This is a genomic window from Streptomyces sp. NPDC055400, from assembly GCF_053644375.1.
In genome coordinates, this window is sequence record NZ_JBSHLM010000001.1 from 253,374 (window position 1) to 277,980 (window position 24,607).

21 protein-coding genes and 1 pseudogene are annotated in these 24,607 nt (G+C 70.6%); 2 read left to right on the top strand and 20 right to left on the bottom strand.

From position 1 onward, the window contains the following. Window positions 1–4: 4 nt before the first annotated feature. Window positions 5–106 (top strand): annotated as a pseudogene (locus ACWIGU_RS01085) (IS5/IS1182 family transposase); the annotation flags it as partial. A 154-nt stretch (window positions 107–260) separates the two neighbouring features. Here ACWIGU_RS01085 and ACWIGU_RS01090 read toward each other — a convergent pair. From ACWIGU_RS01090 to ACWIGU_RS01185, 20 genes are all read right to left on the bottom strand, one after another. Then, window positions 261–1,256, bottom strand: coding sequence for an AraC-like ligand-binding domain-containing protein (locus ACWIGU_RS01090; protein ID WP_454396134.1), 996 nt, complete (start codon window positions 1,254–1,256; stop codon window positions 261–263). A 150-nt stretch (window positions 1,257–1,406) separates the two neighbouring features. Then, window positions 1,407–4,256 carry a helix-turn-helix transcriptional regulator gene (locus ACWIGU_RS01095; protein WP_382507449.1) on the bottom strand — a complete coding sequence of 950 codons (2,850 nt, stop codon included), beginning with the start codon at window positions 4,254–4,256 and terminating at the stop codon, window positions 1,407–1,409. Window positions 4,257–4,316: 60 nt separating this feature from the next. After that, window positions 4,317–4,931, bottom strand: coding sequence for an FMN reductase (locus ACWIGU_RS01100; RefSeq protein WP_454396136.1), 615 nt, complete (start codon window positions 4,929–4,931; stop codon window positions 4,317–4,319). Then, window positions 4,928–6,013, bottom strand: a complete 1,086-nt coding sequence (locus ACWIGU_RS01105; protein ID WP_454396138.1) for an LLM class flavin-dependent oxidoreductase — start codon at window positions 6,011–6,013, stop codon at window positions 4,928–4,930. The genes ACWIGU_RS01100 and ACWIGU_RS01105 overlap by 4 nt, the downstream gene beginning before the upstream one ends. A gap of 101 nt (window positions 6,014–6,114) precedes the next feature. Beyond that, window positions 6,115–6,951 (bottom strand): alpha/beta fold hydrolase, encoded by an 837-nt coding sequence (locus ACWIGU_RS01110; RefSeq protein ID WP_376596547.1) that lies wholly within the window; start codon window positions 6,949–6,951, stop codon window positions 6,115–6,117. A gap of 134 nt (window positions 6,952–7,085) precedes the next feature. Continuing rightward, on the bottom strand, window positions 7,086–9,842 hold the full coding sequence (locus tag ACWIGU_RS01115) for an ATP-binding protein (RefSeq protein ID WP_454396141.1): 2,757 nt from the start codon (window positions 9,840–9,842) through the stop codon (window positions 7,086–7,088). After that, window positions 9,839–10,726 (bottom strand): carbohydrate ABC transporter permease, encoded by an 888-nt coding sequence (locus tag ACWIGU_RS01120; protein WP_382473128.1) that lies wholly within the window; start codon window positions 10,724–10,726, stop codon window positions 9,839–9,841. The genes ACWIGU_RS01115 and ACWIGU_RS01120 overlap by 4 nt, the downstream gene beginning before the upstream one ends. Then, window positions 10,723–11,688, bottom strand: coding sequence for a carbohydrate ABC transporter permease (locus tag ACWIGU_RS01125; RefSeq protein ID WP_376596554.1), 966 nt, complete (start codon window positions 11,686–11,688; stop codon window positions 10,723–10,725). Before ACWIGU_RS01125 ends, ACWIGU_RS01120 begins: the two co-directional genes overlap by 4 nt. Next, window positions 11,688–13,025: an ABC transporter substrate-binding protein gene (locus ACWIGU_RS01130; protein ID WP_382622521.1), complete on the bottom strand. Its 1,338-nt coding sequence runs from the start codon at window positions 13,023–13,025 to the stop codon at window positions 11,688–11,690. The genes ACWIGU_RS01125 and ACWIGU_RS01130 overlap by 1 nt, the downstream gene beginning before the upstream one ends. A gap of 103 nt (window positions 13,026–13,128) precedes the next feature. After that, a complete protein-coding gene (locus ACWIGU_RS01135) occupies window positions 13,129–13,854 on the bottom strand; it encodes an alpha/beta fold hydrolase (protein ID WP_454396144.1) in 726 nt (241 codons plus the stop codon). 46 nt (window positions 13,855–13,900) lie between these two features. Further along, on the bottom strand, window positions 13,901–14,215 hold the full coding sequence (locus ACWIGU_RS01140) for a GNAT family N-acetyltransferase (RefSeq protein ID WP_454396146.1): 315 nt from the start codon (window positions 14,213–14,215) through the stop codon (window positions 13,901–13,903). A gap of 45 nt (window positions 14,216–14,260) precedes the next feature. After that, on the bottom strand, window positions 14,261–14,986 hold the full coding sequence (locus tag ACWIGU_RS01145) for a GPR1/FUN34/YaaH family transporter (RefSeq protein ID WP_382473136.1): 726 nt from the start codon (window positions 14,984–14,986) through the stop codon (window positions 14,261–14,263). Between the two features lie 15 nt (window positions 14,987–15,001). Next, window positions 15,002–16,888: an amidohydrolase gene (locus ACWIGU_RS01150; RefSeq protein ID WP_454396148.1), complete on the bottom strand. Its 1,887-nt coding sequence runs from the start codon at window positions 16,886–16,888 to the stop codon at window positions 15,002–15,004. Further along, complete coding sequence (locus tag ACWIGU_RS01155; protein WP_454396151.1) at window positions 16,885–17,838, bottom strand: alpha/beta hydrolase; 954 nt, start codon at window positions 17,836–17,838, stop codon at window positions 16,885–16,887. The genes ACWIGU_RS01150 and ACWIGU_RS01155 overlap by 4 nt, the downstream gene beginning before the upstream one ends. Before the next feature lie 47 nt (window positions 17,839–17,885). Beyond that, on the bottom strand, window positions 17,886–18,722 hold the full coding sequence (locus tag ACWIGU_RS01160; RefSeq protein ID WP_376596568.1) for an alpha/beta fold hydrolase: 837 nt from the start codon (window positions 18,720–18,722) through the stop codon (window positions 17,886–17,888). A gap of 125 nt (window positions 18,723–18,847) precedes the next feature. Then, the gene (locus ACWIGU_RS01165; RefSeq protein WP_382473141.1) at window positions 18,848–20,272 is read right to left on the bottom strand and encodes a dihydrolipoyl dehydrogenase family protein; all 1,425 of its coding nucleotides are present in this window, start codon (window positions 20,270–20,272) and stop codon (window positions 18,848–18,850) included. Further along, window positions 20,272–20,850, bottom strand: a complete 579-nt coding sequence (locus ACWIGU_RS01170; protein ID WP_376596572.1) for a Dps family protein — start codon at window positions 20,848–20,850, stop codon at window positions 20,272–20,274. Before ACWIGU_RS01170 ends, ACWIGU_RS01165 begins: the two co-directional genes overlap by 1 nt. Window positions 20,851–20,947: 97 nt before the next feature. Continuing rightward, entirely contained in the window at window positions 20,948–21,457 is a 510-nt protein-coding gene (locus ACWIGU_RS01175) for a DoxX family membrane protein (RefSeq protein ID WP_454396154.1), read from the bottom strand. 5 nt (window positions 21,458–21,462) lie between these two features. Further along, window positions 21,463–22,125, bottom strand: a complete 663-nt coding sequence (locus ACWIGU_RS01180; protein ID WP_454396156.1) for a hydrolase — start codon at window positions 22,123–22,125, stop codon at window positions 21,463–21,465. Between the two features lie 144 nt (window positions 22,126–22,269). Next, the gene (locus ACWIGU_RS01185; protein WP_454396157.1) at window positions 22,270–22,926 is read right to left on the bottom strand and encodes a TMEM175 family protein; all 657 of its coding nucleotides are present in this window, start codon (window positions 22,924–22,926) and stop codon (window positions 22,270–22,272) included. Window positions 22,927–23,513: 587 nt separating this feature from the next. On the opposite strand from ACWIGU_RS01185, the gene ACWIGU_RS01190 reads away from it, so the two are divergent. Beyond that, window positions 23,514–24,599, top strand: a complete 1,086-nt coding sequence (locus ACWIGU_RS01190) for an integrase core domain-containing protein (RefSeq protein WP_454396159.1) — start codon at window positions 23,514–23,516, stop codon at window positions 24,597–24,599. Window positions 24,600–24,607 lie beyond the last annotated feature (8 nt).

The window sequence follows — 24,607 nt, forward strand, 5'->3', positions numbered from 1 at the left end:
GAATGTGCGACTGAAGTCCTGGAACGTCTCCCGCAGAGCCCGCTGCAGTCCCAACCGCATGACCGTCATCGCCGCAGCAGTCCTCACCCTGGAGCGTCAACGCTGAAAGAGCTCAGTGGCTCGACCGTCGCCCACAACGCATCGTCCACGATCCACGGTTTGTTGCTCACGCCCTCACGAACAGCCGAATCGTCACACCGGACACGCCCAGCGCTAAACCAAAAGATCGCGTTACGAGCTCTATGGGCTGCCGCCACTGGTCACTTTTCCGTCGGTGCACCGTCGGTGTTCCCGCAGTGTGCTCCGGGTCGACCCTGGTGTTGCCATTCACGGGGCGTCGTACCGTAGGCCGCGCGAAAGAGCCGGCTGAAATGACTGGGACTCACAAAACCCCAGCGCTGGGCGATTGCCGCCACCCCCACCTCCCTGGCCATGGGCCGGAGGAGTTCCCGGCGGCACCGTTCAAGTCGCTGCGTCCGGATCCAGCCGCCCACGGTCGTGCCTTCGAGCTGAAACAGCTTGTGCAGGTAGCGGACCGACATGTAGTGCGCTTCGGCAATCCTGGACGGTGACAGGTCTGGATCACCGAGGTTGCGCATGACGTGGTCCTTCACGCGCTCAAGAGAGGCGGCGGCGACATGCGGGCCCTCGGAAGTAGAGCGTCCGCGGCGCTCGTCGATGAGAAGCACCATCAGATCGAGCGCGGTGGCGGCGACCCGGCGGCCGACACCATCGTCGAACCCCTCAGCTTCGCGTGCCATGCGCGCAAGAAAGGTCGCGACGAGTGCGGCGCTGCCCTCCGCGCTGGTGAAGGCGGTGGCAGTCAATGCCTGCAGATCCTCGTCCCGCACGTCAAGTTCTTCGCGAGGGAAATGGAAGGAGGTGAAAGCGAATTCTCCTTCGAGTTTAATCCTGAACAGGCGGGACGAGTCACTGATGGAGAATTCACCCGGCCTTATCACGGATTCCCGCCCGTCCTGCTCCTTTGTCGCGGTGCCCTGCTGCTGGAGGCTGACGATCAGTGACTTACGGTCGTCCCGGGAGATGTGGCGCTTGTTGCGCTTCACTACCTGTGGTCCCGCCTGAACACGGGAGATGTGCAGGGTGCCGAGCCGGCTGCTGACGATCGTTCCGGGCGACGGCTCCTTCTCCAGCAGATCCACATCCATCGGCATAAAGGTGCCGGAAACCACTTCATGCCAGCGCTCCGCCCGGTCAGCAGCTGACAGCGGCTCGGTGCAGACAACATTGGGCACGGACTTGCTCCTTGGACGTCGTGGGCGCTCGATTGAAGATCCCCGCGGACTTCTGCACTCCGCGGTTCTTGATCAGTCTGAGGAAACGACGACGTCGGCACATCGCATGAATCGTCCATTGCCACGACGCCCACGTGGGATATGAAGCAACTACTCTCCGCTGTCACGATGCTTCACCAGCCGGGTCAGCTCGGCGCGCGAGGTGACGTCCAGCTTGGTGAAGGCCCGGCGCAGGTGCGAGCTCACCGTGTGCGGTGAGAGGGAGAGGTGCTCGGCCACCTGCTGGTTGGTCAGCCCTCGGGCCACGAGCCGTACCACCCGTAGCTCCGCGGCCGTCAGCTCGGGCCATGCATCGGAGAGTCCGGACGTCGAGGGCCGGCGGCGGACGCCGGCGGCCCGCAGGCGCCGACGGACGCGTGCGACGTCCCGTTCGGCACCCGCTCGCGCGTATAGCGCGAGGGCCCTCTCGACGTACGGCACCGCCTCGGACTTACGGGTGGCCGCGAGCTTGCGTCCGGCGTCCTCCAGCGCCGACGCCCGGGCCAGTACCCGAGGACAGTCCTCGTACAGCCGGACGGCGCGTACGAGGGAGGCGAGGTCGTTGTCGAGGAGCCCCCGGGCGTGCGCGGCGGTGGCGGCGAGGAACGTGAGCTCGGGGTTGAGGACGGCTCGCTTCTCGGCCAGGGCAACCGCCTGCGCAGCCCGTTCCTGCCTGCCTGCGCGCAGCGCCAGACGGACGAGCACCGGGGCGTCGGCGGGGTCGATCAAGCCGGCGTAGGCGGGCCGGTCCGCGGCGGGTGACGTCATCACCTCGTCGAGTTCGGCCATGGCACGGTCGGGCCGGCCTTCGAAGTCGGCCATCAGCACCAGCATCCAGGTGCCGAAGTGCCGGACGACGGGTGCGCCGTCGCTCCGCATGCGCCTCGCCTCCGCCGCGTACGCTCGTGCGGTCTGCCGGTCACCGGTGTGGAGGGCGACGCGCAGCATCACGTACCGGAGTGTGACGTCCGCCAGGTTGCCCGGGCCGGGATCGTCGGTCCCCGCGGACGCGGCTTCGGCGTCGGCCCGGGCATCCGTCAGCCGTCCGGTTTCCAGATGGATGCGGGAGCGGGTCATGAGCCACATGCGGGTGGCGGCCGTCCGGCCCTGCTCCCTGGTGATCCGGATGCCCTCCTCCGCGACGGCGAGCGCCTCCGCGGTGCGTCCGGTGGTGTTCGACAGGAGAGCGTGCCACAAGGCCTCCGGAACCCACAGCGAGGTGCTGACGCCCAGGGCGTCGGCCAGCGCGGCGGACCGCTCGGCCTGCCGGAACGCCTCGGTCAGGTCCATGCGGTGGAAACTGACCGCCGAGCGGACCGTCGTCAGCGTGGCCTCGGCGGTGCGGTCCCCCGCTGCCGCCGCGGTCTCCCACGCCTCTGCGGCGACCTGCTCGGCCGCCGCGTGCTCGCCCGACATCGACAGGCCGACGGCGAGCATGGCGAGCAGTCGTCCCCTCGCGGTCACGGATATCCCGGGCAGTTCCGCCCCGGCGCGGGCCTGCCGGACGGCCTCAGAGAAGTCGAACGGTACTGCGAGGCGTGCCATGGCGAGGCGTATGAGTGCCTCGTCCTCAGGTCCGAGACCGCCGGCCGCCAGGGCGACGGCTCCCAGCTCACGTGCCTGGGCGGCCCGGCCCGTCTGCCAGAGCAGCGGGATCGTCTCGGCGATGATCCGCGGACGCTCAGGCGCGTCCGCAGTGGTGAGCTTCAGGGCCTTGAGGCTGCGCTCCGCGGCGGGTCCGGGAGCGGTGGCCGCGAGTTCCGCCGCTTCGGTGCGCAGCCGGTCGGCCTCCGTGGCGTCTCCCGGCCCCGCTGTTCCCTCCGACGGCCCGGGACGGTCGACGGGGGAGGCGACACTTCCCGGCGGCAGTCCAACGGTCTGCCGGCGAAGGGCCTGGCGCAGGGGCAGGGGCAGGCCGGCTTCGACCGCCTCGCGGATCAGGTCCTGACGGAAGGCGAGGCGATCGCCGCTCTCGGCGAGCAGATCGGCGTCGAGGGATTCCTGGACCGCCGTGATGAGTGCCGCGGAGGACCTGCCGAGCAGTTCGGCGAGTTGTGCGACGGTGACCGGGCCGCCCATGGCAGCCACCGTCCGCACCAACTCCCGGGCCTCGTCCGACAGCTGGTCGAGGCGGCGCACGACGGAGGGAAGTACCCGTGGGGCCGGGGGTCCGGCGGACAGCCTGGCCATGCCGTTCGCGATCGTCACCGTCGCGTCCTCCCGCAGCGAGCCGATCAGCTCGACCAGCAGCTGCGGCACCCCTTCGGCGCGACGGGCGACGCGGAGGACGTCCGGGTCGGGAGGGGCGCCCAGGACGTCCTCGGTGATCTGCGCGGTCGCCCGGTCCCCCAGCGCTCCAAGGGTCAGCTCGTGTGCACCTGCCTGCCGGATCCTGTCCAGGGTGGTGCGCACTCCCGACGGCACGCTGCCGCTGCGCACGGCGACCAGCCAGAGGATGGCGTGCGACGAGAGTCCGGCCGCGAGGGTGTGGAAGGTGAGGAGGGTCAGATCGTCGCACCACTGAAGGTCGTCGAGGACGACGAGCAGGGGTCCCTTTCGAACCGTCTCCCGCAGGCGGTCCCCCAGCTCCTGGAGCAGCCAGAACCGCTGGCCGGGTGTCGTGGCGAGGTCCCGGACACGGACGGCGCCCGACAGCGGCCCCTTGTCGGCGAGCACACCGTCGAGGAGCGGGCCGAGCGGCACGAACTGTTCGTCCGGGTCCGCCGCTCCCTCGAACACCCTCGTCCCGCGCCGCCTCGCGGCTGCCGTGGCCTCCGCGAGGATCCTGGACCTGCCGATGCCGGCGGGGCCTTCGACGCGGATGATCCCGCCTTCGCCTCGGTCGAGCGCGTCGAGCCGGGCCTTGATGAACGCCAGTTCGGCGTCCCTGCCGCGGAGGGGCGTCCGTACACCGTCGAATTCCTCGGGCACGGTCCTTGTCGTCATACTGTTCACGCTCATACGGCGGAACAGTATGAACCATATGAACCACCCCGCCGTCGCCCGGCCCACGGGCCCGTCTCAGTCGAAGCGCAAGTCGGCGAGTTGCCGTTCGAGGACGGTGACGTCGTCCTCGGGCTCTTCGCTGACCGGGCGCGCCGCCATGAGTGAGGCGAGCTCGACGCCCGCGCGACGGACGCGACCGGGCAGGCCGTCGGTGTACTCGTCTCCGCCCGAGCCCCAGTCCTCGGAGGCCGCGAACACGGCAGTGGGGACGACGACGGCGCGGAGATAGGCGAAGAGCGGGCGCACGGCGTGCTCAAGGACCAGGGAGTGACGGGCGGTACCGCCCGTCGCCGCGATCAGGACCGGCTTCCCGGAGAGGGCGTCCGGATCGATCACGTCGAAGAAGGACTTGAAGAGACCGCTGTAGGAGGCCGCGAACACCGGAGTCACGACGATCAGGCCGTCGGCCGCCGTCACCGCGTCGATCGCGGCGCTCAGTCGCGGCGGCGGAAAGCCGGTCACGAGGTGGTTGGCGATGTCGCCGGCCAGTTCGCGCAGCTCCACGACCTCGGTCGACGGCGCCTGCCCCCGGACGGCGAGTTCGTCGCGGGCCGATTCGGCCAGCCGGTCCGCGAGCAGGCGGGTGGAGGAGGGGGTACTCAGCCCCGCGGAGACGACGATCAGCTTCATGCGGCGGACACTTCCCGGACGGCTCGGAGGGACGCGTGCGTGGGGGCCTCCGGCACGTCGGCCGGACGTCCCTTGGCGAATTCCCTCCGCAGCACGGGCATGACCTCTTCGCCAAGGATGTCGAGCTGTTCGAGCACGGTCTTCAGGGGCAGGCCCGCGTGGTCCATCAGGAACAGCTGGCGCTGGTAGTCGCCGACGGTCTCCCGGAACGACAGGGTCCGGTCGATGACCTGCTGAGGAGAGCCCACTGTCAGCGGGGTCTGCTCGGTGAAGTCCTCGAGCGACGGGCCGTGGCCGTACACCGGAGCGTTGTCGAAGTACGGGCGGAACTCCCGTACGGCGTCCTGGGAGTTCTTGCGCATGAAGACCTGTCCGCCCAGGCCGACGATCGCGTCCTCCGGACGGCCGTGACCGTGGTGCGCGAACCGGCGTCGGTACAGCTGAACCATGCGCCTTGTGTGGTCCGTCGGCCAGAAGATGTTGTTGTGGAAGAAACCGTCGCCGTAGAAGGCAGCCTGCTCCGCGACCTCGGGGGACCTGATGGAGCCGTGCCAGACGAAGGGCGGGACGCCGTCCAGGGGCCGCGGTGTCGAGGTGAAGGCCTGGAGCGGCGTACGGAACGTGCCCTCCCAGTCCACGACGTCCTCGCGCCACAGCCGGCGCAGCAGCGCGTAGTTCTCCTTGGCGAGGTTGATGCCCTGGCGGATGTCCTGTCCGAACCACGGGTACACCGGACCGGTGTTGCCGCGGCCCATCATCAGGTCGACCCGGCCGTCGGCCAGGTGCTGGAGCATCGCGTAGTCCTCGGCGATCTTCACCGGGTCGTTGGTGGTGATCAGCGTCGTGGACGTGGACAGGATCAGTTTCTCGGTGCGGGCGGCGATGTAGCCGAGCATGGTGGTCGGTGACGATGGTACGAACGGCGGATTGTGGTGCTCGCCGGTCGCGAAGACGTCCAGGCCGACCTCCTCGGCCTTGAGCGCGATGGCGACCATCGCCTTGATGCGCTCGCGTTCGGTCGGAGTGCGACCGTCGGTGGGGTCGGGGGTCACGTCCCCGACGGTGAAGATGCCGAACTGCATGGTGTCTGCTCTCCTGAGCTCGTCCGGTTCCCGCGCCGGGGAACCGGGGGCCGGATGACGCCGGGGGCTCCGGCGTCACCCGGCGGGTCAACGGTGCGGCGTCACTTCGCCAGGAAGGCGAGGAGGGCGGTGTTGACCTCCTCGGCGTGGGTCCACAGCAGACCGTGCGGGGCGCCCTCGATCTCGACGTAATCGGCCGACGGAAGCGCCTTGTGGAAGGGGCGCGCGGTGCCCTCGGCCGGCAGGATGCGGTCGGCGGTGCCGTGCAGGATCAGGGCCGGCACGTCGACGGCGGGGATGTCGGTGCGGAAGTCGGTGTACCAGGTCGCCGGAGCGGCGGACGCGGCGAAGGAGCCGCCGCGGGCCGCGGTGTTCCAGCTGTGGCGGACGGCCTCCTCGCTGATGCGGGTGCCCAGGTTCTCGTCGAGGTTGTAGAAGTCGTTGAAGAAGGCCGTGTAGTAGGCGTACCGGTCGGCCTTGACGGCGGCGACGACGCCGTCGAAGAACTCCTTCGGGGCGACGCCGTCCGGGTTGTCGTCGCTCTTGAGCAGGCAGGGCTCCAGGGAGGCCAGGAAGGCGACCTTGGCGACGCGGCCGGAGCCGTACGTGGACACGTAACGGGCGACCTCGCCGGTGCCCATGGAGAAGCCGACCAGGACGACGTCGTTCAGGTCGAGAGCCTCCATCACGGTGTTCAGGTCGGCCGCGAAGGTGTCGTAGTCGTAGCCGGTGGTCGGCTGCGAGGACTGCCCGAAACCGCGGCGGTCGTACGTGATCACGCGGTAGCCGGCGTCGAGCAGCGCGGCGCTCTGGCGCTCCCAGGAGTGGCCGTCGAGCGGGAAGCCGTGGATGAGGACGACGGGCTGCCCGGCGCCATGGTCCTCGAAGTACAGCTCGATGGGGTTGGTGTTCTCCTGGCCCACGGTGATGTACGGCATGGGGTTGCTTCCTCGATTCGGGATGGCTGGTCCGCGCGTCGGAGCGGCGCGGTATGCCCGTCACGCTAGGACCGGTCCCGCACCTGCTGTTGCCGTCCCGCGCACCACACCTTGCACGGGGGCGCAGAGATCGCTCAGTCGCCGGTGGCTGTTCCGGCGTCGTCCTCCGCGAGGGTGATCCGGGCCAGGTGGACCCTCGAGCGCACCGCGAGCTTGCGAAAGATCGACGCCAGATGGGTGTTGACCGTGTGCGGGGAGACGACGAGGGCCTCCGCGGCCGACCGGTTGGTGTGGCCTGCGGCGATCAGCCGGGCCACCTTGCGTTCCGAGGCCGTGAGCGCGTCCCAGCCCTGGTCGGGGCGCGGCCGGGGGCCTCTCGTGCGCCGGCCGGCGCGTCTTGTGGCTTGCTCCAGGTCGTCCCGGACCCGGTCGGCCTCGGCGTCGGCCCCCGCCTGGGCGTAGATGTCGTGGGCCCTGGTCAGGGCGGGTGTCGCGGCGGGGTCGCCTGCCGTGCCGAGAGCGCGCCCGAGGTCGGCGGATGCTGCGGCGAGGGGCAGTGGCCGGGGGCCGGTGAGGAGGATGCGGACCGACCGCTCCAGGAGTCCGTGATCGGCGTTCACCAGGCCGGCCGCGTGGGCGGCCGTCCCCTGGGCGGTCGGCACCGAGGGGTTGCGCGTGGCGTGCTCTGCCGCCTGGGCCGCGAGGTCCTCGGCCAGATCCCGGTCCCCGCCGCGCAGGGCGATCCCCACGGCCTGGACGACATGGGGGCGCAGGAGCCGCCACCGGAGGAAGGGGTGGTCCCGCTGCGCGGACCGGACCAGTTCGGCCGCTGCCGCGTGGTCGCCGTCGGCGTCGGCGACGACGGCCTCGAAGTACCGGTGCGTGGCGTGGTTGCCGGTGTTCGGCCGGTCGGCCACGGTCGCCCGCACGACGTCCAGGTGTTCCCGCGCGGCTTCGCGGTCGCCGCGCAGCATCGCGAGGAGGCCGCGGTTGACGCGGATGTTGACCAGGTTGCCGGGCACGTGGAGGTCCGCTTCGAGCCGCTCGGCGGTGACGAGGTCGGCGTCCGCGTCGTCGAGCCGGCCGAGCCCCATGTTCAGGGTTCCCTGGGCCCAGATCAGCATCGCGGGGCGCAGGGGAGGGGCGCCCGCCGTCCGGAGCAGTCGCCGTACGGTGTCGAAGTCGTCCATGTGGATTCGGGCGACGGCCTCCTCCGGCAGGAAGGCCGTGTCGAACACGCTCAGCACCGTGTGGTGTTCGACGGCGGCGGCGCAGTCGCCCGCGTTGAGGGCGATCTCGCCGAGGCCCCACAGCGCGAGGACGCGGGCTTCCCGGTCACCGGCCCGCTCCGCCTCGGCGAGCGCCCGTTCGCCGGTCTCGCGAGCGGCCCCGAGGTCGCTCCCGCGGGACCGGGCCAGGGCCAGCCGGGCGGTCAGCCGGGCGCGGATCGCCGGGTCGGTGACGGCTGCCAGCGCCGCCGTCAGGCGGCGGGTCAGCTCGTGGACGTCGTCGAAGTGCCACAGCGTGTCACCGAGTACGGACTGCAGACGGGCGAAGACGTCCAGGGGAGGCTGCCGGGCGAGCAGCGCGTCGCCGGCGTCCCGTGCCTGCGTGTAGCGGCCCGCGCGGGTCAGCGCGACGATGGCCCGTTCTCCCACGTCGTACGCCATAGGCGCACGGGGCGGTACGAGTTCCAGGGCGCGTACGGCCAGGTCGGCGGCGAGGTCGGGCATCACGGCGATCACGTCCGTGGCGGCCGTGCCGAGCAGTCCGATCGCCTCCATGTCGCCGGGTTCGGCGCTCTTCAGCAGATGCGGGACCGCGTCGACGGAGCTCCGGCCCGCCGCGACGAGCCGGCTCGCGGCCTCCCGGTGCAGCGCCCGGCGTACGGAGGGGGCGAGGTCGGCGTACACCGCCTGGCGGAGCAGGTCGTGGCGGAACAGGAGGCGTTCGCCGTCGTCGTGGAGGAGGGCTGCGTCGATCGCCTCGTTCACTTCGGCTCTGAGTCCGGAGGCGGGCCGGCCGCACAAGGCGGCGGCGTCCGCGAGCGAGAACGCGCGGCCGAGGACCGAGCCGATCCGCAGGAAGTGGAGGGTGTCCGGCCGGAGGTCGGCCAGCCGGTTGCGTACGCCGAGGACCAGCCGCTCGGGCGGTTCCGTCCCGTCCGCGCCCGATGCCGCGATGCCCGCGAGCATCTCGGTCGCGAGGAAGGGGTTGCCGCCGGCCCCGTCGAGGAGCTCCGCGACCTGCTTCAGCGCGTCCCCTCCGAGGGTGTCGCGTGCCAGCTCGGTCAGGGCCGTGTCGGGCAGCGGCCGCAGTGGGAGGGTCGTCGTCCGCGGCTCCTGCCCGTACAGTTCCGGGTCCTCCCTGCCCGTGAGCAGCCAGAGGACCGGGGAGCTGAGCAGCCGTGCGGGCATGACGCTCAGGGCGAACCGGCTCAGCGGGTCGGCCCATTGGACGTCGTCGACCGCGATCAGTACGGGCGTGCCCGCCGAGCGCTCCTCGATCAGCTGGGCCAGCCGTTCGACGAGCCAGATGCGCTGGTCGTGGTGGTCGGCGAGGTCCGCGAAGTCCGTGCTGGACAGCAGCGGCGGGTCACCGTGCAAGAGTCCCGAGGCCAGTGAGGCGAGCGGTGCCAGCTCGTGCAGTTCCTCGGCTCGTCCATGGCTGACGACGAATCCGTGGGTCCGTGCGATCGAGATGGTCTCCTGCAGCAGTACGGTCTTCCCGATGCCGGGCTCGCCCAGGAGCAGCACGATCGCTCCGCCCTCGCCGTCGCGTACCGCCTCGACCAAGGCGCGCAGCCGCTCCAGCTCGGCTTCGCGGCCCCGCAGCCCGGGCCGGCTCAGCCCTGTCGCCACGTCTTGCTCCTCGGGCCGGTCGGGGCTCATCCCTTGACCGATCCGGCGAGCAGTCCCCGTGCGAAGTGCCGCCGGAGGGAGAAGAAGACGAGCAGCGGGACGAAGGCGGCCACGAAGGCTCCCGCGGTGAGCCGCTGCCACTCGTTGCCGTACGTCCCGGCCAGGCTCGCCAGTCTGACCGTCATCGGCGCGGTCTCGGCCGTTCCGCCCGACAGCGTCAGTGCCACGAGGAGGTCGTTCCACACCCAGATGAACTGGATGATGGCGAAGGAGACCAGGGCCGGGCGGGCCAGGGGCAGCACGATCCGGAGCAGCAGCGTCCCGTGCGACGCGCCGTCGACGCGGGCGGCCTCGATCAGGTCCCGGGGCAGCCCTGCCAGGAAGTTGTGCAGGAGGAACACCGCGAACGGCAGCGCGAAGACCGTGTGGGCGAACCAGACCTGGCCGAACCGCGCGGGACCGGTGACGTTCCACGCGGGCAGGAACAGCCAGCCCTGGGAGAACAGCTTCAGGAGGGGGACGAGCGCCATCTGGAGCGGCACGACCTGGAGCGCGAAGATGCCGACGACGAGCGCGTCCCGCCCCCTGAACTCGATCCACGCCAGGGCGTACGCCGCGAAGAAGGCCAGGACGAGCGGGAACAGCACCGAGGGAACGGTGATGACAACGGAGTTGACGAAGTACTCAGCGAGCCGCCCCGAACCGTTCCCGCCGCCGGACAGGACCTCGCCGTAGTTGTCAAGCGTGAGGTGTGGCGTACCGAACACGGTCCACCAGCCCGTCGTCTTGATCTCGTCCTCGGGGCGGAACGAGGAGAGCAGCAGACCGAGGGTCGGTGTCGTCCAGAGGGCCGCGAGCACCGCGGCGATCATCGTGAAGGCGCGGGAGGCCAGACGCTCCCGGTCGCCGCTCACCCCGCCCTCCGCTGTATCCGCACCTGGTGGGCGACGAAGGGGATGACGAGGAGGAAGAGGAGCACGGCGAGCGCCGCGCCGCGGCCCGTCTCGCCGTAGCGGAAGGCCTGGTCGTACATCTCGTGGGCGATGACGCCCGTGTCGAACTGTCCGCCGGTCATGGTCTTGACGATGTCGAAGGCCTTGAAGGTGCCGATCGCCTGGGCGAGGACCACGACGAGCAGCGTGGGCCTGATCGACGGCATGGTGATCCGCCGGAAGATCTGCCGCGGGGACGCACCGTCGAGTCGGGCCGCCTCGGTCAGCTCGTCGGGTACGGCCCTGATCGCGCCGGCCAGCAGGACGGCCGCGAAGCCCGCCTGTGTCCACACCATCGCCATGATGAGGAACAGGACGTTCCAGGGAGAGTCCACGAGCCATTGCCTCGGTTCGCCGCCGAACGCGACGACGAGTTGGTTCAGCAGCCCGATCTGCCCGGCTTCCGCGGGACGGTAGGCGTAGACGAACTTCCAGACGACACCCGCGCCAACGAATGACATCGCCATCGGCGTCAGGATGAGGGACAGCGCGAACGCTCTGAACCGCGACCGTACGACGGCCGCCGCGTAGAGCAGACCGACCGAGGTCGCCAGCAACGGCACGAGCACCACCCACGCCAGGGTGTTGCGCAGCGCCACCAGCGCCCGGGGGTCGGTGAACATCCACACGTAGTTGTCGAACCCGGCCCCCGCGTCTCCCCCGCCGTCGGTGAACGACAGGACCAGGGTACGCAGACCGGGCAGGAGAAGACCGACTGTGAGCAGCAGCAGCGCCGGGGCCAGCAGGATCAGGGCCGCGGCCCTCCTCCGTACCGGCCCCCGGTGCAGCGCGAGCAGGACCAGGGCGACCACCGCCGCGAAGGCGGCGATGCCCTGGAGCAGGTACATCAGCTTGGGCTGCTGGGCGACGGCGTCGAACGACATCAGTTTCTCGGCCAGGACCGTTCGATGGAGTCGGCGACCTGCCGGGTGCTCGCGCCGCCGATCCAGTCGACGGCTCCCTTCCAGAACGTCCCGGCGCCGACCGACGCCGGCATCAGGTCCGAACCGTCGAACCTGAACTGTGTCCGGGGATCCTGGAGCAGCTGGATCGAGAGCTTGTCGACCGGGGTCGCGGCGTTCGCCGGGTCCACGCCCCTGTTCGCCGAGACGAACGGGCCCTTCTTCATCCGCGCGTTCGCGAAGTCCGCGGAGGCCAGGTACTCCTGGAACGCCCGCACCTCGGGACGGTCGGCGAACGCCGCGGTGAACACTCCACCGCCCAGCACGGGGCGGCTCGCCGGATCGGCCCCCGGGAGGAGGAAGGTGTAGACGTCCTTGTCCGGTCCGATCTCGGTGCCCTTCGGCCACATGTCGGCGTAGAACGAGGCCTGGCGGTGCATCGCGCAGTCGCCGGAGAGAATCGGTGTGCCGGCCTCCTGGAAGGAGATCGACGCCATCGACCGGGCCGGACCGAAACCGCCGTTGGCGTACCGGTCGTTCTTGAGGACGGACCCCACGGTGTCCATGGCCTTGATCACACGCGGGTCGTTGAACGGGATCTTGTGGGCGACCCACTGGTCGTAGACATCCGTGCCCTGCTGACGCAGCAGGACGTCCTCGATCCAGTCCGTCACAGGCCAGCCGGTCGCCTCGGCGGACTCGACGCCCGCGCACCACGGCTTGACGCCCGACGCCGCGACCTTCTCCGTCACGGCCATCAGCTCGGACCACGTGCGGGGAACGCTCAGTCCCCTGTCGCGGAAGAACTTAGGCGAGTACCAGACGAACGACTTCACGTTCGCGACCAGCGGCGTGCCGTAGAGGGTGCCGTTCACGGTCGCGTAGCTGTTCCAGTCAGCCGACCAGCCCTGCTTCGCGAGGGCCACGACCCCGGCGCTCGCGGGCTTGAGTTTCCCTGCCCGAGCGAAGCGTTCCAGGAGCCCGGGCTGAGGGAAGAACGCCACATCCGGCGCAGTCCCACCGTCGACCCGGAGCTGGATCTGGGCCTCGAACTCCCCGTCCCCCTCGTACTGGACGTCGATTCCCGTGCAGTCCGCGAAGTCCGCCCAGGTCTCTTCGAACAGGTCGGCCTCCCGGTCCCGGTTCTCCGCGTAGACGGTGACCTTGGTGCCAGGGTGTTCGCCGTACTGGGCGTACCGTCCGCAGTCCGCGGTGGTGTGCGCCCGCGAACCGCTGCCCTGCGGGGTGCCGCAGGCGGTGGCGGTGGCGGTGACGGCGAGGGTGATGACCGCGAGAGCGAGCCTCGCGCCGAACCTCATGGGTGTATCTCCTCCGATCGCCCGCCGAAAGGTTCTCGTGGGCGATCAGAAGCTACCAGCGCTCGAACAACATCGACTAATCGTTCGATCTTGGGCGATCGGGTCAGTGGGCGGTGGCCCGGACCGCGTCCTGGATCAGCTCCGCCACGGCCTTGGGCTGGGCAAGCATGACCAGGTGGGAGGAGTCGACCTCGATGGTCGTCATGCTGGCGCGCTCGTACCCGTAGCGCTCCACATCGGGGTTGATCGTGCGGTCGGAGGAGGTGACCAGGCCCCACGAGGGCTTGGTCTTCCACGCCGCGACAGGCGCCGCCTCCGAGAAGGCACGTGCGGCCAGGGGGCGCTGGGAGACGGCGAGCACCGCGGCGAGGTCGGGGTCGACGTCCGCCGCGAAGAGGGTGGGGAACTTCTCGATCTCCACCGAGACGTCGGTGCCGGTCTCGGTGGAGCCCGCCACCGGGAACGGGGTGTAGACGAGCGCGTCGGCGAGGCCGGAGTCGGGGAAGCGGCCCTGCAGTTCGCCCAGGCTCTCGCCCTCCTCCAGCGCGTATCCCGCGAGGTACACCAGTGCGCGGACGTTGTCCTCCGTGCCGGCGAGGGTGATGACCGCGCCGCCGTACGAGTGCCCCACCAGGATCACGAGGCCCTCGACGGCACGGACCACCGAGGCGATGTACGCGGCGTCGTCGACAAGGCTGCGGTTGGGCACCGCCGGAGCCACCACGTCCATGCCGACGGCAGTCAGTTCGGGGATGACACGGGCGAAGCTGGAGGCGTCGGCGAAGGCGCCGTGGACCAGAACGACGGTGGGGCGGGCGTGCCGGGGCATGGGGGAACTCCTCGGTGAGTGGATGAGGATGAAGGTGGTGGGTGGTTCACAGGCCGAAGCGGGCGCGGCGCGCCTCCGGCATCAGGTCGGTGTACTCGGGGTGCTTGCCGATCCAGCCCCGAATGAAGGGGCAGTACGGCAGGACGCGCAGCCCACGGGCCCGGACGTCGTCGAGGGCGCCGCGGGCGAGCAGCCCGCCCAGGCCCCGGCCGCCGAAGCGGGGATCGATCTCGGTGTGGGTGAAGGCGATCTCGCCCTCCGAGAGGTGGTACTCGGCGAAGCCCGCGGTCTCGGTGCCGTCGTCGCCGGCGAGGATCTCGTACCGGGACTTCTCGGGCCGGTCCGTCACCTGCGGTTCCATGGGTGCTCCTGTCCGGTCGTGGTGTGACGAGGTGGATGGGTGTGGTCAGAGCGTGCGGCGCACGCCCGCCTGGCGTTCCAGGTTGCGGAGCTGGACCCCGAGGTCGCCCTCGACAGCGGCGTGGGCCGGGCCACCGCGGCCGATGGGAAGCACCTCCTCGCTGTGCATGTCCTCCAGCATCAGGGCGAACGCCGTGTACATCGCGACCAGCGCCACCACGAGGCCGAGCGCGCCCGACGTGCGCGTCAGCCATTCGGCCCCGGTGATGCCCGCGAGGCCGGTGGCCGCCCAGCGGGGCAGGGAGACCGCGATCACGAGCCACAGCGCCCGCTTGGGCCGGGTCACGGCGGACATCAGCGCCCCGAAGCACAGGAGCGCCAGGTTGAAGACGCCGAGGACCTTCAGGCCGTCGGCCGCGCCGCTGATCATGATGAGCGAGTACGGCAGCCAGCTGCCGGCGAACACTGCCATCAGGGTCGCCGCGATCACGTCACGGGCGCCGAAGGCCAGGAAACTGACCAGGAGCTGGAGCACGAAGGCCGGCAGCACCGTGAAGGCGACGGCGGTGCGGGCCTCCTCGCCGAAGATCCCGAGCTGGAGGCAGCCCGTCATCACGGACGCGATGGCGATCGTGAAGAAGCCGAGCGGCATGGGTGAGGCGATGGGGCGCAGGTTGATCCGTGTCATCGACCGGAGGTCCGGTTCGAAGCGGCGTCCCGGCAGGGCGGCCGGGTCTTCGCTGCCGTCGGTGGCGGGGGTGGCTGTACTCATCGTGTGGTCTCTTTTTCAGTGTTCGAAGCAGGGGTCGACGAAGGACGGTGTCGTCCCGGGAACGGATCCGCGCGCGACGCGCCACCGGCGGTGCTGCTCGGACTCGGCGACGGCCTCGGCCACGGCCGACGCCTGGAGGGCGCCGCTCTGGTAGCCGCCGAAGCAGGCGACGGGGCTCCACTCGGGGGTCACCGGCGGGATGGCCTCGTCGAGTCCCTCGTACTCGGCGGTCGCGTAGACGATGCGGCCGCCGACGACGGTGAGGACGGACTCGATGTCGGGAATGACGTCCTCGGGCACGGTGAGGAAGTCGTCGGACAGGATCGCGAGGTCGCCGTAGCAGCCCTCTCGCAGGCTTCCCTTGACGTCCTGCTCGCCGGTGAGTTGTGCTCCGCCCCGGGTGTAGAGGCCGAGGGCGGTCTCCCGGTCGATCAGGTTCCCGGCCGGGTAGAGGGCCGTGCCGCCGACGGTCTGGCCGGTCACCAGCCAGTGGAGGGCGACCCAGGGGTTGTACGAGGAGACGCGGGTGGCGTCGGTTCCGGCGGCGACGGTCAGGCCTCGGTCGAGCATGGCCCGGACCGGCGGGGTGTGGGCGGCGGTCTCGGCGCCGTAGCGGTCGAGGAACGCGGCGCCCTGGAAGGACATCCGGTTCTGTACGGAGACGGCGCCGCCCAGGGCTGCGATCCGGTCGAGGCTCTGGGTGGAGACGGTCTCCGCGTGGTCGAAGAGCCAGCGGTTGCCGCCGGGGAAGAGCCCCTCGGCCGCGAGCTTCTCGAAGACGGCCAGGTCGCGGCGGATCGTCTCGTCGTAGGTCGCATGGAGCCGGAAGCCCCAGCCGTTCTCGAGTAGGAGCCGTACGGCGCTCTCGAATTCAGTCTCGTAGCCCGCGGCGAGCTCGGGCCGGGGTTCGGAGAAGTTCTCGAAGTCGGCGGCGGCCCAAGTCAGGTTCTCTCCCGCGCCGTTCAGCCGGAGCCACTCGTCCCCGTCCCCGGGCTTCACCATCTCGGTCCAGCGCTTCAGATCGGCGAGCTCCTGCCCGGCCGTCTGCGGGAACAGGTGGTAGGCGATCCGAAGGGTCAGCTCCCCCGACCTGGCCAGGTCGACGACCGTGGCGTAGTTGTCGGGGAAGTTCTGGAACCCTCCGGCGGCGTCGACCGCCGAGGTGAGTCCGAAGCGGTTGAGCTCGCGCAGGAAGTGCCGGGTCGACGTCCGCTTGTCGGCCTCGTCGAGGGCCGGCGCCTTGGCCAGGGTCGAGTACAGGATGAGGGCACCCGGAGCGGCGAGGAGAACCCCGTTGGGTTCGCCGTCCCGGCCGCGGACGATCTGCCCGCCGCGCGGGGCGGGGGTCTCCCGAGTGAATCCGACGGCCTTGACGGCGGCACGGTTCATCAGCGCCGACTGGTAGAGGTGCAGGACGAACACCGGGGTGTCGGGGGCAGCGGCGTTCAGTTCCGCGACGGTCGGCATCCTGCGCTCGACGAACTGTTCGGCGGTCCAGCCGCCCACGACGCGGATCCACTGCCCCTTGGGGGTGCGGCCGGCCTGCTCGCGCAGCATCGCGAGGGCGTGTCGGAGGCTGCGTACGCCGTCCCAGCGCAGCTCCAGGACGTAGTTCAGGCCGCCTCGGATGACGTGCAGGTGCGAGTCGTTGAGACCGGGGATCACCCGGCGGCCGAGAGCGTCGACAACCTTCGTTCCCGGCCCGACGAGGTGGGCGAGGTCGTGGTCGTCGCCGAGGGCCGCGACCCGGCCGTCGCGGATCGCGACGGCGCGGGCCTCGGGGCGGTCGGAGTCACCCGTAAACACCTTGGCGTTGCGGACGAGGAGATCGGCGTGCTCGTGCTCCCGGCGCGGGGCGGGAACGAGGCCCGCCACCGGCATGCTCGTCGACGGCCCGGTCATGCGAGGGCCTTGCGGAGAGTGTCGGTGGCAAGACCGATGGCGAATTCCGCAGCCTGCGTCTCGCGCAGCGCGTTCAGCATCACGAAGTCGTGGATGACCCCCTGTACACGCAGGGCGGTGACAGGGACGCCGGCGGCGCGGAGCTTCGCCGCATACGCCTCGCCCTCGTCGCGCAGGACGTCGGCCTCGGCGGTGATGACCAACGCGGGCGGCAGGCCGGTGAGCTGCTCGGTGGTGGCGCGCAGCGGCGAGGCGGTGATCTGCGCGCGCTCGGCCTCCTCCGTCGTGTATTGGTCCCAGAACCACTTCATGGCGTCGCGGCGCAGGAAGTAGCCCTCGGCGAACTGCTGGTACGACTCGGTGTCGAAGCTCGCGTCCGTGACCGGGTAGAAGAGGACCTGCTGGACGAGGGCCACGTCGCCGCGCTGCTTGGCCATGAGGGTGAGGGCGGCGCTCATGTTGCCGCCGACCGAGTCGCCAGCGACGGCGATCCGGGTGCCGTCGAGGTCCTTGTGGTGGCCCTCGCGGGCGACCCACTGGGCGACGCTGTAGTTCTGCTCGATCGCGACGGGGTAGCGCGCCTCGGGCGAGAGGTCGTACTCGGGGAACACCACGGCCGCCCGGGTGCCGACGGCGAGTTCGCGGACGAGCCGGTCGTGGGTGTGGGCGTTGCCGAAGACCCAGCCCGCACCATGGATGTAGAGGATGACGGGCAGCGGGCCGGTAGCGCCGCGGGGGCGGACGATCCGGGCGCGCACGTCGCCGGTCGGGCCGCCGTGGACGGTGATCCACTCCTCGTCGACCTCGGGCAGGGGAACACCCTCGCCGCTCTGGACGCCGTCCACGGCCTTACGGCCTTCGGCAACAGGGATCTGGTAGAGGTACGGCGGCTGGTCGGTGGCGTCGGCAAAGGCCTGGGTGGCGGGTTCAAGGACCGGACGGTTCTTCATGAGGGGTTCTCCTTCTGGGGATGTGCGGGAGGGGGCGGGTCGGGGGCTCAGCGGGTCGCCCGCGCGGCGGCGAGGATCACGTGGGTGACCACGGCCGGACGGGAGACGGCCACGGCGTGCGACGCGTCCACTTCGGTGATGTGCGAGCCGGCGCGCTGGGCCATCCACCATTGGGCGGCCGGCGGGATGTTCTTGTCGGCGGTGCCGATCAGCGCCCAGGACGGGATCGTCTTCCAGGCCGCCTCGCCGGACTTCTCCTCCAGCGCGGTGGTGGCGACCGGGCGCTGGGTCGCGGCCATGACAGCGGCGTCGGCGGTGGGGACGTCGGCGGCGAACTGCTGGTGGAACTTGGCTCGTTCGATGACGAGCTCGGTGCCGGTGCCACCGCCGGGCAGCGGGTACGGCCGCGGGTTCACGGTGTCGCCGAGAGTGGAGCCGGGGAACTTGGCGGCGAGCTCGGCCGCGCTCTCGCCCTTGTCCGGGGTGAACGCGGCGATGTAAACGAGGGCCTTCACACGGCTGTCGCCCATCGCGGCGCCACTGATGACGGCGCCGCCGTAGGAGTGGCCGACCAGGACGACGGGTCCGTCGACGGCGGCCAGCACGCTGCGCAGGTAGGCGGTGTCCGCGGCGAGACCGCGCAGCGGGTTGGCGGGGGCCAGGACGGGGTAGCCGACGTGCTGCAGCCGCCTGATCGTGCCGCTCCAACTGGAGGCGTCCGCGAACGCTCCGTGGACCAGGACGATCGTGGGCTTGGGATCGTGCCGGTCGGTGCCGGCGGCGACCGGGTCGCTCGCAGGTCGGGCGGGTGCGGCACCCAGCAAGGAGGCCATCGCGGCCGGCAGGGCAAGGGCGAGGGTGAGGGTGCGCCTCGTGGGATGCATGGGGGTTTCCTTGTCGGATGGTGAAGTGTTCGGGTGTACTCGGCCGGGCCGGAGGGGGTGCGTCGGTCGGGCGGGCGGGTACGCCGATTGGGGCGGGCGGGTGCGCCGGTCGGCGGGGCCTCACCTCAGAGGCCGTACGCCTCCAGTAGCCGGAGCCAGACCTCGCTCACCGTCGGGAAGGCGGGCACGGCGTGCCAGAGGCGCTCCAGGGGGACCTCGCCCACGATGGCCACCGTGGCCGTGTGGATGAGTTCGGTCGCCATGGGGCCGGTGAGCGTGCAGCCGACGACGACTCCTCGGGTCTCGTCGACGACGAGCTTGGCGAGGCCGCGGTAGTCGTCCGCGTGGAGCGCGGCGCCGGCGACGTCGTCGATGCGGTACTCCACCGTGCGCACCGCGAGACCCGCTTCGCGTGCCGCGCGTTCCGTGAGGCCGACGCTCGCGACCTCGGGACGGGTGAAGACGGCCTGCGGGACGGCGAAATGGTCGGCTTCCGCGCTCCACGGCTGCCGGCCGCCGGTGACGGTCGGGCGCCCCGCGGCTCGCTCGGCGATCGCCGCCGCGCCGGCGCGCGCCTGGTACTTGGCCATGTGAGTCAGCGGCGCACGGTGGTTCACGTCGCCGACGGCATAGAGCCATTCGCCCTCGACCGCGGTGACCCGGCACGTGTCGTCGACCGGGAGCCAGTCGCTTGTCGGCAGGCCGACGGAGTCCAGGCCGAGGTCCGCGGTCCGCGGGCGCCTGCCGACGGCGGCCAGGACCTCGTCGCAGACGAGGGCGGTGCCGTCGTCGGTGTCCACGGTCACCGTGCGGGTGCCCTCGTCACGGGCGACCCGGACGGCCGACACCCCGAAGCGGATCGTGACGCCCAGATCACTCAGCCCCCGGGTGACCTCTTCGCCCGCGCAGGGCTCCCAGCCGGTCAGCAAGGCCTGGTCGCGGACCAGCAGAGTGACGGAGGAGCCGAGCGAGCGCCACGCGGTGGCCGTCTCGCAGGCCACCACTCCCCCGCCGATGACGACGAGCCGCTCGGGCACCGCGTCGGCCGTGGTGGCCTGCCTGTTGGTCCACACACCGATCCGGTCGAGCCCTTCGACCGGCGGAAGGGCGGGTTCCGTGCCGGTGCAGATCACGACCGCACGCCGGGCCCGCAGCGTACTGACCGTGCCGTCGGCCCCAGTCACCTCCACCCGGCGCTCACCGGCAAGCCGCCCGTGCCCCCGTACGAGCGCGATGCCCGCACCGTCGAGCCACTCGGCCTGGCCGGTGTCGTCGCCGCGCCCGGTGAAGCGGTCACGGCGGGCCAGGGCGTGCGCCGGGTCGAGGGGCGCGGTGACCGCCTGCCGAGCCCCGTCGACGGCGCGGGCCGCGGCCAAGGCGGCGCCGGGTCGCAGCAGGGCCTTGCTCGGAACGCACGCGCGGTAGGAGCACTCGCCGCCGACCGCCTCGGCCTCAACGACGACGGCGGTGAGCCCGGACCGGACGGCGCGGTCGGCGACGACCTCGCCGCCCGGCCCGCCGCCGACCACGACGACGTCGTACGTGTCCATCAGCCGTGCACCAGGGGGGTGTCGACGAGGTGCTCGGCCAGGAACCACACCTGCGCCTCGCCGGTACGGATCACCTCGGAGACGAGCAGGTCGGCGCCGCCCTCGTCGCCCTCGTGGGAGAGCCGGGCGGCGGCATCGCGGGCGTCGATCAGGATCCGCTCGTGCGCGTCGAGGAGCCGCGACAGCATGACGGGCACCGGCTCGACACCGTCCGGCGGCCGGGGGATCGACGTCAGCTCCGCGACGTGGCGCGGGTCCCCGACGGCGACGCCGCCAAGGCTCTGGACCCGCTCGGCCAGCGCGTCCACGATGGCGAGCTGGGCGTCCGCGTGCTTGTCCAGCATCAAGTGGAGCGAGTAGAAGGTCGCCCCGCGCATGAGCCAGTGGTGCTTCTTGTAGAGGGAGTAGAGGATCTGCGTGTCGGCGAGGACGCGGTTCAGCCGCTGACAGGCATACAGGCGGGTGTCGTGGCCCAGGCCGATCGGCAGCTGCTTGAGCGTGCCGAACGTCTGGGTCTCGGCGCCCTTCTGGTGCAGCAGCGGCTGGCCGCCGCCGTGCGGGGTCGTGAGGATGTCCATCGGGTGCTCCTGTACAGGGAGAAGTGGGTGAGTGGGTGGGCCCGGCCGCCCGGTCGGGGGTACACGGGCGGCCGGACCCGGTCTGCGTTGCTCGCGCTCAGCGCTCGGCGATCGCCGGGGCGGCGGGGGTCCGGTGCAGGACGAGCCGGGTGAGGAGTCCGCTACCGAGCCCGGCCACGAGCACGAGAGCGGCCCACCACAGCGGGTAAGACATAAGCCCAAGGACCGCATCAAGGGACCAGGCGCCGGGGCCGGTGGCGGCGAGGGCGGCGGCGGTGCCGATGAGGACGAGCGGGTACTCGTATCCGTCGTTCTGCACCCAGAGCCCGTGGCGCCACTTCACGGTGAGCGCGACCGTCATGACCCCGATGGTGCCCGTCGCGGCGAGCGGGGTCAGGAGGCCGGCGGCGAGCAGCAGGCCCGATCCGATCTGACCACCGCCCGCCGCCAGGGCGGTGAGGGCACCGCCGCGGAAGCCGTCGCCACGGAACTCCTCGGTACCGCCCTCAAGTCCCTTGCCGCCCAGGTGCCGGCTGACCTTCTGCACACCGTGGCCGGCGACGAGCAGTCCCACCAGCAGACGCAGGATCAGAATGCCGGTGTCCACAGGGGTCAGCCGGCCGCGTGCGCGCCGATGACCGACTGCGCGTACACGACACCCAGGCCGTACGCGCCCGCGTGGGCCTTGACGATCTCCATGACGGCGCCGTACGTCTCCTGGCGCGCCCAGTCGCGCTGGAGCTCCAGGAGGACCTGGACCCAGGTCACCGGGACGGCGCCGGCGGCGATCATCCGCTGCAGCGCGTGCTCGTGGGCGGCCGGGCTGACGCCACCGGAGGCGTCGGTCACGACGTACACCTCGTACCCCTGCTCCAGCGCCGAGAGCGCGGGCAGGACCAGGCAGACCTCGGTCCACAGACCCGACAGGATGATCTTCTTGCGCTCGGTCGCCTTGACCGCCGCGACGAGCGCCTCGTCCTCCCAGGCGTTCATGGTGGTGCGGTCGATGATCTCGTTCTTAGGGAACACCTCGGCGAGCTGCGGCAGCAGGGGCCCGGAGAACGACTCGGCGGCAACCGTGGTCAGGACGGCCGGAACATCGAACGCCTTGGCCGCCTTGGCGAGACCGACGGTGCTGTTGATGATCGCGGCACGGTCGCCGCTGCCAGTGCCGAAGAACATCTGCGGCTGGTGGTCCACGAAGAGCATGACCGAGTTGTCGGGCGTGAGCAGATCCTTACTCGGGGCGGCCTGCACCTTGTTGATGTCGAACATGAGGGGTCCTCTCGAAGCAATCGGTAGCGCGCCCACCGCCTCCGCGGCTCGGCACACCTTGAAGCTACGACCGATCCGACCGACCGATTTTGCTCCCTGTGCCCAGGAGTTGGCACGACAGCGCACTACCGGTCGAGTGCTGTGTCAGGAGGACCCGTCCCGCCCGCCGGGCAGGCCTTCGCTGGTGACGAAGTAGAAGACCGGGAGGAGGACGAACACCGCGATCGCCAGCAACGGTGCGACGAACAACCCGAGAAGCCCGGCGACGGTGTAGGCGAAGGCTCCGGTCCACGAGCGAAGCCGTCCGTGCCGTACGTACGTGTCCTCCACGTCAGGGGCCAGCAGCTCGGGTCGCCGGGCGATCTGTTGGTAGAAGGCCACCCAGCTCAGGCACATCGCTGCGGCGAGGCCGGCGTAGAGAGCCACGGCCACCCGCGCATCGGAGTCCATGAGGTCGTTCTGCAGTGCGTCCGCGACCACCGCCGTGGGGAAGGAGAGTGCCGCCGTGGTGAGCAGGAGAAACAGGTTGGCGGCATGCAGTCCGCGGTCCATGGCCCTGATGCGGACGAAAGCCTGGTGGTGGTTGAGCCAGATCACCGCAACATAGCCGAAGGAAGCCAGGTAGCCGAGGTAGGCAGGCCACTGAGTCAGCAAAGCCCGGCCAAGGCCGCCCGGATTGTGCGGCGGATCAGCGAGATTGAGGACCAGAAGCGTGACGGCAATGGCGAACACCCCGTCACTGAAAGCCTCAGCCCGTGTGGTCTCGGAACGAGAGAACTTGCGAGGATAGGTACGGGACAAGCTGGCTCCTGACGTACTTGACTCATGTCGGATTGGGGCGATTTCCGTCGCGGCGCATCCTCGAAGGCCCGGTGCGTCCGAGAGTTCTTGGGCCGACGCCGGTGTGCTCCGTCGGTCTGACCGTGGGCCCGCTGGCGGGTCCGACCCTTCTCTGACCTCTGAGTTGCACCAGCCGCCTGCAGCGGTGACGGGTCAAAAGTACCGGTGCCGCCTTCTTCCTCAGGTCCGCCGAGAAGAGCGCTGTGCGCTACCGGACAAGAAGAGGGCGCGGGTGGAATAGTCGGCCCCTCCGTTCGCAGGACGACGCGACGGGGCGACGCAAACTCCCCACCTGGAAATCTGCCGCATCGGTGCTGCTCACCGATGCGGCGAGGGTAGTTTTTCTGGGAGGCTGTGTGCTGCTGCTCGACCTCCACACTGTGGCACCTCGTGAGCGAGTGGAGGCATTCCATCACGCGTTGACGGATTCGTTGGTGCCCAACGACGTTGCCCACGAGGAGCCGGAGACCGTGTAGGGCTCGTAAAGTCATCGCTGCAGGTGGGAGGCTACGTGCCAGGCCCTCCGCAGTGGCTGGGATGCTGCGCGTGTGATCATCTCGATGCTGTACCGGGCCACCCGGGCGCTGCTGTCCATACCCGCGGTCCTGCTGCGCCGGGACACAGCCAAGGACGCCGAACTGCTGGTGCTGCAGCACGAAAACTCGGTGTTGCGACGACAACTCAACGGTCCGGTCCGCTACGAGCCTGCGGACCGGTTCTGGCTGGCCGCGCTGTCGTCGCTGATACCGCGCCGCTGCTGGAGCAGCGTCTTCGCGGTCACGCCGGGGACGCTACTGGCCTGGCACCGCAGGCTGATCGCCAAGAGGTGGGACTACTCCGACCGACGCCGACGCACCGGGCGTCCACCCACGGCGGCCGCGCTCAAGAAGCTGGTGCTGCGCCTGGCGCAGGAGAATCCGCGGTGGGGCCACCGGCGGATCCAGGGCGAACTGGCCCGACTGGGGCACCCGATCGCGCCGTCCACGGTCTGGGAGATCCTGCACAAGGCCGGCATCGACCCCGCCCCGCGCCGCACCGGCCCGAGCTGGCGCGGGTTCCTCACCGCGCAGGCCGAGGGGATCATCGCGGCGGACTTCTTCCACGTCGACACGATCACCGGCAGCCGGCTGTACGCGCTGGCGTTCCTCGAACACGGCTCCCGCAGACTCCACATCACCGGCGTCACCGCCCACCCCACCGCACAGTGGGCGACCCAGCAGGCTCGCAATCTCGCCGATGACCTGGGCAGCCGCGTCGAGTCGCTGCGCTTCGTGCTCCGCGACCGCGACAGCAAGTACACCAGCTCCTTCGACGCCGTCTTCGAAGCCGAAGGCATGGACGTGCTGCTCAGCGCACCCCAGGCACCGCGCATGAACGCCCACTGCGAGCGCGTGATCGGCACGATCCGCCGCGAGGCACTCGACCACGTTCTGCTCCTGAACGAGGCCCACGCCCGGCAGGTCCTCGCCGAGTACCAGGACCACTACAACAGACATCGGCCGCACCGATCCCGCGATCAACGACCGCCCGAGGCCCAGGAACAGCCAGCAGTCCTGGATGGTTTCGAGCCCCGCAAGCTCTTGCGCACCCGGATCCTCAGCGGAGCAATCAACGAGTACCGACATGCCGCTTGAACTGCAGC

Bases quoted from the DNA above. Each gene is read 5' to 3' on its own strand.
- ACWIGU_RS01095 (WP_382507449.1), bottom strand. From the start codon at position 4,256: ATGAGCGTGAACAGTATGACGACAAGGACCGTGCCCGAGGAATTCGAC.
- ACWIGU_RS01100 (WP_454396136.1), bottom strand. From the start codon at position 4,931: ATGAAGCTGATCGTCGTCTCCGCGGGGCTGAGTACCCCCTCCTCCACC.
- ACWIGU_RS01105 (WP_454396138.1), bottom strand. From the start codon at position 6,013: ATGCAGTTCGGCATCTTCACCGTCGGGGACGTGACCCCCGACCCCACC.
- ACWIGU_RS01110 (WP_376596547.1), bottom strand. From the start codon at position 6,951: ATGCCGTACATCACCGTGGGCCAGGAGAACACCAACCCCATCGAGCTG.
- ACWIGU_RS01115 (WP_454396141.1), bottom strand. From the start codon at position 9,842: ATGAGCCCCGACCGGCCCGAGGAGCAAGACGTGGCGACAGGGCTGAGC.
- ACWIGU_RS01125 (WP_376596554.1), bottom strand. From the start codon at position 11,688: ATGTCGTTCGACGCCGTCGCCCAGCAGCCCAAGCTGATGTACCTGCTC.
- ACWIGU_RS01130 (WP_382622521.1), bottom strand. From the start codon at position 13,025: ATGAGGTTCGGCGCGAGGCTCGCTCTCGCGGTCATCACCCTCGCCGTC.
- ACWIGU_RS01135 (WP_454396144.1), bottom strand. From the start codon at position 13,854: ATGCCCCGGCACGCCCGCCCCACCGTCGTTCTGGTCCACGGCGCCTTC.
- ACWIGU_RS01140 (WP_454396146.1), bottom strand. From the start codon at position 14,215: ATGGAACCGCAGGTGACGGACCGGCCCGAGAAGTCCCGGTACGAGATC.
- ACWIGU_RS01145 (WP_382473136.1), bottom strand. From the start codon at position 14,986: ATGAGTACAGCCACCCCCGCCACCGACGGCAGCGAAGACCCGGCCGCC.
- ACWIGU_RS01150 (WP_454396148.1), bottom strand. From the start codon at position 16,888: ATGACCGGGCCGTCGACGAGCATGCCGGTGGCGGGCCTCGTTCCCGCC.
- ACWIGU_RS01155 (WP_454396151.1), bottom strand. From the start codon at position 17,838: ATGAAGAACCGTCCGGTCCTTGAACCCGCCACCCAGGCCTTTGCCGAC.
- ACWIGU_RS01160 (WP_376596568.1), bottom strand. From the start codon at position 18,722: ATGCATCCCACGAGGCGCACCCTCACCCTCGCCCTTGCCCTGCCGGCC.
- ACWIGU_RS01165 (WP_382473141.1), bottom strand. From the start codon at position 20,272: ATGGACACGTACGACGTCGTCGTGGTCGGCGGCGGGCCGGGCGGCGAG.
- ACWIGU_RS01170 (WP_376596572.1), bottom strand. From the start codon at position 20,850: ATGGACATCCTCACGACCCCGCACGGCGGCGGCCAGCCGCTGCTGCAC.
- ACWIGU_RS01180 (WP_454396156.1), bottom strand. From the start codon at position 22,125: ATGTTCGACATCAACAAGGTGCAGGCCGCCCCGAGTAAGGATCTGCTC.